Annotated in this window: 8 protein-coding genes; 6 read left to right on the plus strand and 2 right to left on the minus strand. The window is 30.4% G+C overall.

Annotated features, from left to right (window positions below):
- The first annotated feature begins 10 nt into the window (after nucleotides 1-10).
- Together EK368_RS09930 and EK368_RS09935 are read left to right on the plus strand one after the other, a co-directional pair.
- On the plus strand, nucleotides 11-1,183 hold the full coding sequence (locus EK368_RS09930) for an efflux RND transporter periplasmic adaptor subunit (protein WP_165000412.1): 1,173 nt from the start codon (nucleotides 11-13) through the stop codon (nucleotides 1,181-1,183).
- Entirely contained in the window at nucleotides 1,183-4,275 is a 3,093-nt protein-coding gene (locus tag EK368_RS09935; RefSeq protein ID WP_129599160.1) for an efflux RND transporter permease subunit, read from the plus strand. The genes EK368_RS09930 and EK368_RS09935 overlap by 1 nt, the downstream gene beginning before the upstream one ends.
- 77 nt (nucleotides 4,276-4,352) lie before the next feature.
- Here EK368_RS09935 and nhaC read toward each other — a convergent pair whose 3' ends face one another.
- Both nhaC and EK368_RS09945 read right to left on the minus strand, forming a co-directional pair.
- A complete protein-coding gene (gene nhaC, locus EK368_RS09940; RefSeq protein ID WP_129599163.1) occupies nucleotides 4,353-5,759 on the minus strand; it encodes a Na+/H+ antiporter NhaC in 1,407 nt (468 codons plus the stop codon).
- 191 nt (nucleotides 5,760-5,950) lie between these two features.
- Nucleotides 5,951-7,303: an amidohydrolase family protein gene (locus EK368_RS09945; protein ID WP_129599166.1), complete on the minus strand. Its 1,353-nt coding sequence runs from the start codon at nucleotides 7,301-7,303 to the stop codon at nucleotides 5,951-5,953.
- A gap of 448 nt (nucleotides 7,304-7,751) precedes the next feature.
- Between EK368_RS09945 and EK368_RS09950 the strand changes: the two genes are divergently transcribed.
- From EK368_RS09950 to spoIID, 4 genes are all read left to right on the plus strand, one after another.
- Nucleotides 7,752-9,188, plus strand: coding sequence for a recombinase family protein (locus tag EK368_RS09950; protein ID WP_129599169.1), 1,437 nt, complete (start codon nucleotides 7,752-7,754; stop codon nucleotides 9,186-9,188).
- A 215-nt stretch (nucleotides 9,189-9,403) separates the two neighbouring features.
- Complete coding sequence (locus EK368_RS09955) at nucleotides 9,404-10,582, plus strand: acetyl-CoA C-acetyltransferase (RefSeq protein ID WP_129599172.1); 1,179 nt, start codon at nucleotides 9,404-9,406, stop codon at nucleotides 10,580-10,582.
- A gap of 103 nt (nucleotides 10,583-10,685) precedes the next feature.
- Entirely contained in the window at nucleotides 10,686-11,423 is a 738-nt protein-coding gene (locus EK368_RS09960) for a YkgJ family cysteine cluster protein (RefSeq protein WP_129599175.1), read from the plus strand.
- 134 nt (nucleotides 11,424-11,557) lie between these two features.
- Entirely contained in the window at nucleotides 11,558-12,991 is a 1,434-nt protein-coding gene (gene spoIID, locus EK368_RS09965; protein WP_129599178.1) for a stage II sporulation protein D, read from the plus strand.
- The last annotated feature ends 77 nt before the right edge of the window (nucleotides 12,992-13,068 follow it).

Here is a 13,068-nt window from a genome sequence, read left to right on the forward strand (position 1 = left end):
GGGAGCTAGTATGAAACGAAAAATGGCAACACTACTTATTTTTTTATTATCTATTCAATTGCTTTTAACAGGATGCGGCAAAAAAGAAGAACAGGTAAAAGCAAATAGCTTAAAGCCTGTTGTAGTAGAAGAAGTAAATGAACAATCTTATTCAGAAGAAATTGATTTGAGTGGGAATATAAAACCATCTCAAACAGTAAAAATTGCATATAAGGTTCCAGGAGGAGTAGTTTCTAATATTTTTGTAGAAGAAGGAGCTGTAGTCAAAAAAAATCAAGTTTTAATAACATTAGATGCTTATGACTATACATTAAATCTTAGTTCGACTAATGCAAAGCTTGAATCTTCAAGAATGAAAATGGATAGTCAAGTACCATCTAAGATTGAACAAGCAAAGGCTTCTTTAGATTTGATTGAGAAAAATTATGAAAGAATGAAAAATCTTTATGAAGAAGGAGCGATTTCTACAGCTCAATTAGATGAGATACAAACAAAATATATAGCAGCAAAAAATACTTATCAAGAAGCATTAGATGCCAAAGTTTATACAAAAATAGAATTAGAGCAGGCAAAAGCTGCAAAAGACAAGGCTCAATCTGATCTTTCAGATACAACTCTTAGAAGTCCTATCGATGGAATTGTACTTAAAAAAATCTCAGAGGTTGGAGAAACAGTAGCACAAGGATATCCTGTTATGGTACTTGGAAATCTTAATCAAGTAGAGATAGAAATAGGAGTAGCAGATGCAAGTATCAATAAAATTCAAAAGGGACAAAAGGCAAAGGTTTATGTATATGGAGTTGAAAAAGAATTTGAAGGAGTAGTGAGTGAAGTAGGAGCTTTAGCAGATGAAAAAACAAGAACTTTTCCAGTAAAAATTACGATTGACAATAAAGACCATCAATTAAAACCAGGTATGATGGGAAAAGTACGTATTCCTCTAGACAAGAAAAAGGCAGTATTAGTTCCTGTAGATGCAGTTTTAAATACACCACAAGGAGCTGCTGTGTTTGTATATGATCAAGAAACAAAGAAAGTATATAAAAGAAAGGTAGTTCCAGGAGAAATCCTTCACGATAAGATAGAAATAAAAGAAGGTTTAAAGTTAGGAGAAAAACTTGTAATAGAAGGACAACTAAAAATAAAAAATGATGAAGCAGTACATGTAGAGGAGATGAAATAATGGTAAAATGGAGTGTAAAGCATAGAAGTATAGTAATGCTTATCTGTTTTTTTGTCTTCATTACAGGAGTGTTTATCTATGGAGACATGGAAAGACAAGAAAATCCTAATGTAATTTCTCCAGATGCTATGGTCAAATGTATTTATCCAGGAGCTAGCCCTGAAGATGTAGAGAAGTTAATCATCAAACCTCTTGAAACTAAGATTAATGAAATATCTGAAATAAAACAGCTAGAAAGCTTTGCTATGGATAGTGTTGGAGTAATTAAAGTAAGCTTAATAGATTTAAGTGATGAAAGAATCAAAGAGGTTTGGGATGAGCTAAAGGATGATGTAGATCAAGTAAAAAAAGATTTACCAGAACAAGCATGGGAGCCAGAAGTAGAAACAGATTTTACAGAGACATATGGTCTTTTGATGGTACTAACAGGAGAAAATTATACTTATAAAGATTTAAAAGTTATGTCAGAAGACTTAAAGGACCGATTAGAAGAAGATCCTGATGTAAAGGCAGTAGATTTAGATGGAGAAATTAATGAAGAAGTACATATCAATGTAGATATGGCAAAATTAAAACAATATAAAATTGCCCCAAGTACTATTGGAAAATTAATTAAAGCTCATAATGTAAATATTCCTGGAGGAAATTTAGAGATAGGTTCTATCAAAGTGCCTGTTCAGACTTCGGGAGAATATGAAAATATAGAGGATTTAAAAAATACAGTAGTAGGAGTATCTGAAACAGGAAATCCAATTTATCTTAAGAATATAGCAGAGATTGTTCAAAAAGAAGAAAAAAAAGAGATATTTGTCAATTACAATAATGAAAAAACTATTGCTATAGGTGTAAAGTATTCTGAAGGCAAGAATATGGTTAAAACTAGTAAAAGATTAAACAAAATTATTGAGGAATTTAAAGGTGAACTCTATGAAGGAATGGAGCTTATTACATTTACAGATCAAGCAGCATATGTAAATGAAGCTATTACATTATTTGAAAGCAATCTAATATCTGCTATAGGATTAGTAGTATTAGTTGTACTCTTAGCCATGGGAGCTAGAAGTGCTCTTGTAGTATCTAGTTCTATTCCACTAATTATTATGAGTGTTTTTGTATATATGAAGCTTCAAAATATGCAGCTTCATCAAGTATCTATAGCATCTTTGATTATTTCTTTAAGTTTATTAGTTGCAAATGGAATTGTAGCTAATGATAGTATGTATCTTTATATGCAAAAAGGATTTGACAGAGAGACATCTTGTATAAAAGGAGTAAGTGAAGTACAAATAGCTATTTTGACTTCAACACTTACCAGTATTGCATCTTTTTTACCTCTTGCAATGATGGAAGGAGTGGCAGGAAAGTTTGTAAAGACTTTACCTATTTTAGTGTCAGTGGCACTTTTTAGTTCTTATATTACCTCTCTTACTATGGTACCAGCTTTAGGATATACATTCTTAAAAGTAAAGGGAGAGGGAAAGAAGAATATATTTCAAAGAAATCTTGAAAAGTTTATTCCCATTGATAAAGTATCTACAAATTTACTTAAACAATACAAAAAAAGTCTTTCTATTGCATTAAAAAAACCTAAATTTATTATATTTATTGCCATAGGTGCTTTGCTAGGAAGTTTGACATTGATTCCTAGTCTAGGAGTACAGTTGTTTCCACCAGTAGAAAGGGATCAATATGTTATTGATATAGATGTACAAGAAGGAAGTACAGCACAAAGGACTGGAGAGATTGTAGAAAAGATAGGGCAAATTCTTTTAGAAGAGAAATCTGTAGACTCTTTTATGAGTAAAGTGGGAGAAGGTCCTTTAAAATATTATATTACATTTATTCCTAATAAAGTTTCTAGTGATAAAGCACAAATTATTGTAAATGGAAAACAAGATGATATGCCACGTATTCAAAAGGTTTTAGATGAACAAATAACAGGTGCAAGAATTAATGTAAAGAAACTTGAAATTGCTAAGCCAGTAGATTTTCCAGTACAGGTGAGAGTTTCAGGTGAAGACATTAAAACACTAAAAGAAATTGCACAAGATATTAAGCATGAAGTAGAATCTATAGAAGGTAGTCAAAATGTACAAGATACTTTTGGGCTAGATTCATATAAACTTTCTATTAATGTAAATGAAGAAAAAGCAAATCTTGTAGGTCTTAGCAACTATGATGTTGCAGGAACTGTAAGAATGGCTATTAATGGAATAGAGATTACAAAATTAAAACAGGAACATATTGATGATGACGATTTACCAGTAATCATGAAAATTTCAGATGAGAAAAAACATAGTAGAGATATTTTAGATGATTTATTTTTTACATCTACTATTACGGGAGAAAATATCCCAATACAACATATAGCAAATATAAATAATGAATTTGCTTTAAACAAAATTATAAGAAGAAACACGAAAAGAACTATTACTGTAGGAATGTTTGTACAAGATGGATATAGTACAGATTCTATAGAGAAGGAAGTTATAAAAAAATTAGAAAATTATGAGCTTCCTAAAGGATATAGTATAGAGGTCGGAGGAGAAAGTGAAGAGAGAAATGATGCCTTTACATCTATGAAGATACCATCTATTATTGCAGTAGCTATTATTTACTTGATTTTAGTTATGCAATTTGGAGATTTAAGAGAACCATTTATTATTATGGGAACTATTCCACTATCTTTTATAGGTATTATATGGGGACTTAAAATTACAGGATATCCTATAGGGTTTATGTCACTTTTAGGAGCCATTAGTTTGATGGGGGTAGTAGTAAATAATGGAATTGTGTTATTAGATTATATTAAGATTGTAAAAAATGAGTATGAAAATCTATCAGATGCAATTGTAGAAGCATGTGCTACAAGGATTAGACCTATTATGATAGGGATGATTACAACTGTAATTTCCCTAGTTCCACTAGGTATTTCAGGAGGACTTCTATGGGCTCCTATGGCATATTCTATTATATTTGGAATGTTAGTTTCATCTGTTCTTACACTATATGTAATTCCAGTAGCATATTTACTAATGGAGAGAGAAGATTCTCCTATGAAAAGATTTATAGCTTTTCTACAATCAAGATAAAATAGTCATAAAGGAACCAACCTTTGGATTGAAGGTTGGTTCTTTATTTATGTAATTCATGTTATGTAGTATATGTATTATTTAACTGTTGCTATATCTTCATCATCTAATTTATCCATTGTAAATCCTATATATCCATAAAGGACAGATACAACTGGATTAATTAAGTTTAAAAAGGCATATGGAAGATATGCAAAAGGATGAACGCTAAGTGTTGTACTCATAAATGCTCCACAAGTACTCCATGGGACTAAAGAAGAGGTAAGTGTTCCTGTATCTTCTAACACTCTAGATAAATTTTTAGGGTGCAGACCTTGTTCTTCATATTTTTTCTTAAACATTCTTCCTGGGACTACGATTGCAAGATATTGATCAGACATAGTAAAGTTACAGAATATGCATGTAAGAGCAGTTGTCAGTACTAAAGAACCAGTACTTGTTGCAAAAGTAAGAAGTTTTTCTCCGATTACTTCAAGTATTCCTATTTTTTCCATAACTCCACCAAAACTCATAGCAACCAAAATTAGTGAAACCGTCCACATCATAGAATCCAATCCACCACGAGTTAACAGCTTGTCTACTGCTTCAAAACCGGTTTCAGATACATAGCCATAGTGAGAAGCTTTTATAATTTTTCCCATTTTTGCTCCTTGGAAGAAGTATGCAAATATACCACCTAAAATACTACCTCCTAAAAGACCAGGAATGGCTGGCATTTTGAATATAACCATTAAAATAACTAAAATAGGAGGAATCAAAAGAATTGGAGTAATTTGAAATTGTTCGCCTAAAGCTGTAAGAAGTCTATTGATTCCCTCTACATCCAGTTCTTTTCCAGCATATTTCATACCTACAATAGAATATCCAATCATAGCTAAAATAAAGCTTACACCTGTAGTTTTGATCATGTGGTTAATGTGATCAAAAAGATTTGTACCGGTTACAGCTGGAGCTAGATTTGTAGAATCAGATAAAGGAGACATTTTATCTCCGAAATAAGCTCCTGAGATAATAGCACCTGCTACTAATGGAGTACTAATTTCAAGACCTTGACCAACTCCAAGTAAAGCGATCCCTACAGTTCCTGCAGTTGTCCATGCACTTCCAGTTGCTAAAGATACAATAGCACAAATTAAGCAAGTAGCAGGTAAGAATATTCCGGGAGATAAAATTTTTAAACCATAATAAATCATAGTAGGGACGATTCCAGCTATAATCCAAGTACCTATAATAATACCTATAATCATTTGAATTAAAATTGCTTGAAGAGCTGGTAAAATAGTATCAAAAATACCTTGCTCCATTTGTTCCCAATTATAACCTACACGTTTACCTACTAGTGCTGCTACAATAGTGGTAGCTAAAAGTGGTATTTGAGGATCTCCACCAAAAATTAAGATTGTAGAAGATAAAGATAGTATTAAGAATACTATAGGAATAAGAGCTTCCCACATTTTAGGTTTTCTAACCAGACTTTCTTCCATAAATGATGACCTCCATATTTTTAAAATATTTTTTAAAAACGTTTTCATATAATCTATAATATTTAGTACGGTATTGCGATGCTTCATTAAAGGCGCCTTTAATAAATATAATAGCATATAAAAAATAAAAATAAAGAGGGAATTATCGAAAAATAAATTTTTATGCAAAAAAATTAATAATTCTTATTATTTTATTTTTTGATAATTGTTCCATTTCGATGGTCTATGACTACACCATTCTCAATAGATATTTTTCCATTAATTAAAACATAATCAATACCTTGTGCCTTTAAAATGGGGCGGTCAAAAGAAGCTGTATCTATAATTGTTTGATGATCAAAAATAGTAATATCTGCATCCATACCCTCTTTGATTTCTCCTTTGTGAAATAATTTTAATCTTTGTGCAGGCAGTTTTGTCATTTTTTCTAAAGCATCGATCAATTCCATAGCATTTTTTTCTCTAACAAAATGACCAAGTACTCGTGGAAATGTTCCTGCCCCTCTTGGATGACCTTGTCCGTTTGTATAAATTCCATCAGAGGCTATGATGATGAAAGGTTCTTTTAAAGCTTGAATAACTTCCTCTTTATTCATAGTAAATGCAACGGTTAATATATTTGGATAATTTTTTCTAGCATCTTGAAATATCTCTAAGGTACAACGTTGATTTTTATAAGGATGTTGCGTCAAAAGCAAGTCATTATAATCTTTATGCCAACGATCCAAACAGCCTTCGTCGAATACAGCTGAACCAATATGTGTACAAAATGCCTCATAAGGATAAGAATCTGCCATGATATCAATTTTATTATTACGTGCTTTTCGAATAGTATCTAAACAATCATCCATGAATCCAAATGCTGCAGCACTTCCTAAATGGGAAATTTGAAAAGGTATTTTTGTATATTTTGCAATCTCAATCATTTCTTCAATAGATTCTTTAGATCTTGCTTCATCATATCGATAATGAGCACTCAAGAGATAATCATCATTTGGAATAGCCTGTGATGCTTCCACTATTTCTTCGAATGAAATACCAGGAGTATATTCAATACCAAAACTCATACCTGCTGCTCCTGCACGAATATCTCGTTCAATTAATTTTTTGATTTTTCCAATGGATTGTGAATCGATGGAAGTATACCGATTATTATATCCAGCCTCTTCTCTTAAGGTATTATAGCCTGTAAACATAACGTAATTAGTAGGCGCACCTGTTTTTTTTACAAAAGATATAAAGTCCACCAATGGCGTCATTGATAATCCACAATTCCCGCCTGCACAGGTGGTAACACCCATATTTAACATGTAATTTGTAATATCATAGTTGTAATTTTCTGCCCTTAAGTTTTCTTCATGCATATGTATATCTATAAAACCTGGTGAAACAATTTTATTTTGTGCATCAATAACTTTCTTAGCTTCTTTGTGAATCTGACCTATTTCTACAATTTTTCCTTTTTGAATAAAAATATCTTTTTGAACAAATTTTCTTTGATTAAAGTCAGGGATTTTTCCATTGATAATTTTAATAGTACTCATAAGATCACTCCTTTTGGCATAAATACACTAAAATTAGTTGATGTGTTGTAATATAAATTTAAATATAAAAATAATGTGAAAAATTTAAATCTTCAAATACGAATTAATGTACATGATAACTCATTTATTTAATATTTTCAATAAAATATAGGAATCAAGTAATTATATCTTTTTTAAATTTAATTTTTCATAATAAAATAATAATTCTTATTCTTAGATATTTTAGAATTTATGCGATATGCACCACTTCGTTTTTTCATACATATTATATAATACAGCGTAGTCTATATAAGTTCACCCTATAGGATACTAGTGGAGTGATGAAAGGAGAGGATTTTGTGAAAAAAGAAAATAAAGTTATTGCAAGATGTACAGGCAAGAATAGTTTAAGAGATGTAGTGAAAGAATTCATTGTTTTGAAATTAAAAAATAAATAGGAGGAATAAAATTGAGGTGTGCTGTATATGTAAGAGTTTCTACAGATATGGATACACAAAAGAGCAGTATTGCACATCAGAAAATTTTTTTTGAAAGATATACTGAACAACGAGATTGGAAAATTCATAAAATTTATGAAGACATTGAAAGTGGTAAAAGTATAAAAAATAGAGAAGGATTAAAAAATTTGATAGAGGATAGCAAAAAAGAAGAATTTGATGTTGTCCTTACAAAATCTATATCAAGATTTGCTAGAAATACCTTAGAAGGACTGATGATGATTCGAGATTTAAAATCTAGAAATATAAGATTTATAACTATTGAAGATGGGTTTGATTCAGAAGAATATGATGAATTTATGTTTACTCTGCTTTTATCAATGGCACAAAAAGAATCTGAAAAAATAGGAGAGCGTATTCGATTTGGAAAATTATGTAGAGCCAAAAAAGGGTACTATAACGGAAGTCATCCACCTTATGGATATATGAAAAATAAAGATCAAATGACTCCATCAGAAGATATATCTACTTATGTAGTAAAAAAGATATTTTCTATGTATGTAGAAGGAAACGGAATTTATAAAATTGCAAAAGAACTAAATGACAAAGCTTACCCTACACCTAGTCAAGTAGCTAAAAAGAAAAATAGTAGTTTTTTATGGCATCAAAGTACGATTCGAAATATTTTATCTAATCCTTTTTATGTAGGAGATTTAGTTCAAAACAAAGAAAAAATAAGTTCTATATATAATCAAAAGGATATTATAAAAATACAAAATACTCATAAAGGAATTATTGACCGAGTAACCTTCGAAGAAGTACAAAAAAAACTAAAGGAAAATGGGAAGAAAAAGGGTTCTCAAGGAATACATCTTTTTTCTAATCTATTGGTTTGTGGAGAATGCGAAAGTGTTATGCATTATAAAAAAGATAAGGAAGCTTATTTGTGTGGAAAAGTAAATAAAATGGGAAAAAAATATTGTCAAGGAGCTTATATAAATGAAAAAGAATTAAAAGAAATAGTTACTAAATCTTTAAAAGAGATAATTAGCAATTATATACAAAAACAAGAAGATATAATTTGTGAAATTATGGAAGAGATAAAAAAAGAAAATGATAATAATAAAATAGATAAAATACAAGAGTCTATTAAAAAACTTGAAAATCAAAAAAAAAGATTATTAAATCTTCTCATAGATCATCTAGTAGATGAATATATTTACAAAGAAAAGATTTATGAGATACAACAACAGCAAAAATTATTATATGAAAATAAAAGAGAAATACAAGAAGAATTAAAAAAAGATATGAGGGGATGGAAAGATCATATAAATGATTTATTGCAATTTAAAAATTTAGATAGAGTAACTCTTTGTAAATTTATAAAGAAAATAGAAGTTTTTCATGATAAAAAAATAGTAATAGAGTATGATTGTGAGAGTATTTAAATATAACATGTCCAAAAAAACAAACATACTGTTTTGAAAACAGAACAATGCATACAGAAAAAAGGACGAATAATATGCAATAAATTGTAAGAATACCGTGCAAATACTGAAAAAATGAGGAAATACAAAGAAAAAATATATGGCATAAATCTTGCATAAAATATGTAAGAGTAAATATGACATTATAACTTATATATATTTAAGGAGGAGTATTCATGAGAGAAGTAGTTATTGCTAGTGCTGTGAGAACGGCTGTAGGAAGTTATGGAGGATCTTTAAAAGATTTTAAACCAGCTGATTTAGGAGCGATTGTAATTAAAGAAGCTCTAAACAGAGCAAAAGTTGCACCAGAAAAAGTGAGTGAAGTTGTATTTGGTTGTGTACTACAAGCTGGACAAGGTCAAGGAGTTGCTAGACAATCTTCTATAAAAGCAGGTATTCCTGTAGAAATTCCAGCAACAACTATAAACATCATTTGTGGTTCTGGATTAAAATCAGTAGCACTAGCTGCTCAAACTATTGCAGCAGGAGACAATGATATTGTTATTGCTGGAGGAACAGAAGTAATGAGTGGGGCTCCATATGTAGTTGAAAAAGCAAGATGGGGACAAAGAATGGGAGATGCAAAGTTTGTTGATGAAATGATCAAAGACGGACTATGGGATGCATTTAATGATTACCATATGGGTATTACAGCAGAAAATATTGCTGAGCAATATGGAATTACAAGAGAAGAACAAGATATTTTTTCTGTTAGAAGCCAAAATAGAGCAGAAAAAGCAAAAAAAGAAGGAAGATTTAAAGATGAAATCGTTCCTGTTGAAATTAAAACTAAAAAAGGAACAATTGTATTTGACCAAGATGAATTCATTAGAGATGGAGTAACATTAGAAGCTCTTGCAAAATTAAGACCAGCTTTCAAAAAAGACGGTACTGTAACAGCAGGAAATGCATCTGGAATTAATGATGGTGCAGCAGCATTTGTAATTATGTCAAAAGAAAAGGCTGATGAGCTTGGAATCAAACCTTTAGCTACAATCGTATCTAATGCAACAGCAGGGATAGATCCATCTGTAATGGGATTAGGACCTATTCCATCTAGTAAAAAAGCTTTAGAAAAAGCAGGACTTACTATTGAAGATATAGATTTAGTTGAAGCAAATGAAGCATTTGCAGCACAATCTATTGCAGTAGCAAAAGATTTAAATCTTGATATAGAAAAAGTAAATGTAAATGGTGGAGCTATTGCGATTGGACATCCAATTGGAGCAAGCGGCGGAAGAATTTTAGTTACATTACTTCATGAAATGGAAAAAAGAGATGCAAAACGTGGTCTTGCAACATTATGTATCGGTGGAGGAATGGGAACAGCTCTAATCGTAGAGAGAAAATAAGGATTATGAGTATAAAAAGAGGAGCTTAAGGGCATCCTCTTTTTTAATGTGAAGGAGATATCATTTTATAATAGGAACATGTTAATCTTTAAAGGAGCATATAATGAAAATTAATCATAAACATATAGAGAAATCTATTAAATTTGCACAAAAATCTGATTGTTTTGATCGGTTGAATAAAATTTATCGTACTATTCCTAGAGGAAATTGCTTAGGTTGTACGAAATGTTGTATGGAATCTGTATCTACACATTTTGTAGAGTTTTTAAATATCATTCATTATTTAATAAATAGACCACAACTTTATAAGATGATTTTACCTAAAATTGTAAAGTATTATTTTTTAGAGATGGTAGACAAAAACAAATGCCCTTTTTTAGATGAGGAAGGAAAATGTATGATTTATGATGTTAGACCGTTAGTATGCAGGGTGTTTGGACACTTGACGAAGGAAGAATATGAAGAAGGATATAAAAGAGTATTAAGTGATAATATTTGCAATATGAAAATGTTAAAAAATAAGTATAAAATTTCTATTCCAGAAGAAGTGGCTTATTATAAAATTGATTATTGCACAGATTTTGAAGTTTACAAAAGAATGACAAAACAACAAAGGCAGACAATGATTGATAGTATATTCACTATGGAATCTTCTTTTTTTATGAGAGGATTAATCACAGAAGATTTTTTAGACTTAGGACTTGTATCTTGGTTTGCATATACTATATGGGAGCAAGAAGAGGCAAGGAAATTAAAAATTCAAGTAATGAGAGAATGCTTACAAGGAGAAGAAAAAACTTTATCTCAAATTTTAGAGAATATACAAAGTCATAAATTTTAACAGCAAAAGATCTAAATAAATTTTAGATCTTTTTTTTATATTGTACACTCCATACTAGTCTATTGTGTAGACCTATTATTCACATATAAAAGATTGAAGATAACAAAGGGTGAGAGTTAAAGGAGGGGCAGAATTTGAATGAGGAAAAATCTATTTTTGTTAAAATATATGATCATGTTAAAGGAAAAATAATATTTATGGATATAGATCAGGTAGTACAACTTATGGTAGCTAATCAAATGAATATAGATTTTCAAATAGAAGCGCTAAAAGCACAAGCTATTATGGATAGAACTTTTTTAGTGAAAAATTCAAAAATATTTGGTGGAGAAGGTTGCATAAAATACAAGGGAGTAGATCTTTGTACAGATGGACATTGTGGAATCATTGGAAATGTAGATGAACTAAAAGAAAAATGGAAAGAAAATTTTGAAGAAAATTGGAATAAAATACAAAAAATTGTACACGAGACAAAAGAAAAAATTATTACTATAAATAATAAACCTATTGATCCTAAATATCATCTTATTTGTGGAGGATCTACGGAAAATTGTGAAAAAGTATTAGGAAATAAAAGCATATATTTAAGAAAAGTATTATGTGATGGTTGTATGAATGCTCCTGGATATAATGAATCAAGAGTTTTATCTCTTGAAGAAATGGAGAAAAGATTAAAAACGAAAACTCTTCCCCCTACTGCTTTGGATGGATCTTGTATAGAAGGGATTATAGAAGATATAAAAAGGGATGAAGAAGGAAGAGTAGTTTCTATAAAGATTGGAGGAAAAGTATTTAAAGGAATAGAAGTAATGAATTTATTAGGTTTAAATTCAACAAGATTTGGATGGAAGCCTATAGCCTTTCAAATTGAGATGCAAGGAAAAGGTGAGGGGTTAGGACTTTGTCAGTATGGTGCAAATAATATGGCTACACGAGGAAAAAAGGCAGAAGAAATTTTAAAATATTATTTTACAGGAGTAGAAATCAAAAACTTTGACAAGCCTAGTATAAATAAACCTTTAACGGGGAGAATAATAGTACTTGATCCAGGTCATGGAGGTGTGAATACAGAGGATGTATATGGACCTACAGGACTTAGAGAGAAAGATGTAAATCTTTATATATCCTTAAAACTTGCCAAAAAGCTTAGAGACTTAGGAGCTACAGTATATGAAACGAGAAAGGAAGATATTTATGTTTCTCTTGGAAAAAGAGCAAAATTATCTGATGAAGTAAGACCAGATTTTTTTCTAAGTATTCATCAAAACTCTTTTTTTAATGATAATATATCAGGAAGTGAAATTTATCATTATAGAGGAGATGAAGAAGGAGAAACTCTCGGAAATCTTATTTTAGAAGAGATTCATAAAAAAGTAGGATTTATAAAAAGAGGAACAAAAACAGCTGAGTTTTATCTTTTAAGGGAAGTAAAATCTAGTGTTCTTCATATTGAAGTTGGCTTTATTACTAATCCACAAGAAGAAAATAAATTGAGAGAAGAAAAAACACAAGATAAAATTGCAGAGGCTATCGCCACAGGCTTAATAAGATTTTATTCTTATGGATAGAAGAACCGTGTGTTCTTCTATTTTCGTGTAGTATCGACACAGGTTGCAAATGTTTTCCTGCTGTAACTTAAAAGGTT

This window comes from Anaerophilus nitritigenes (assembly GCF_004138215.1).
GTDB lineage: Bacteria > Bacillota > Clostridia > Peptostreptococcales > Thermotaleaceae > Anaerophilus > Anaerophilus nitritogenes.

Bases quoted from the DNA above. Each gene is read 5' to 3' on its own strand.
- EK368_RS09930 (WP_165000412.1), top strand. From the start codon at position 11: ATGAAACGAAAAATGGCAACACTACTTATTTTTTTATTATCTATTCAA.
- EK368_RS09935 (WP_129599160.1), top strand. From the start codon at position 1,183: ATGGTAAAATGGAGTGTAAAGCATAGAAGTATAGTAATGCTTATCTGT.
- nhaC (WP_129599163.1), bottom strand. From the start codon at position 5,759: ATGGAAGAAAGTCTGGTTAGAAAACCTAAAATGTGGGAAGCTCTTATT.
- EK368_RS09945 (WP_129599166.1), bottom strand. From the start codon at position 7,303: ATGAGTACTATTAAAATTATCAATGGAAAAATCCCTGACTTTAATCAA.
- EK368_RS09955 (WP_129599172.1), top strand. From the start codon at position 9,404: ATGAGAGAAGTAGTTATTGCTAGTGCTGTGAGAACGGCTGTAGGAAGT.
- EK368_RS09960 (WP_129599175.1), top strand. From the start codon at position 10,686: ATGAAAATTAATCATAAACATATAGAGAAATCTATTAAATTTGCACAA.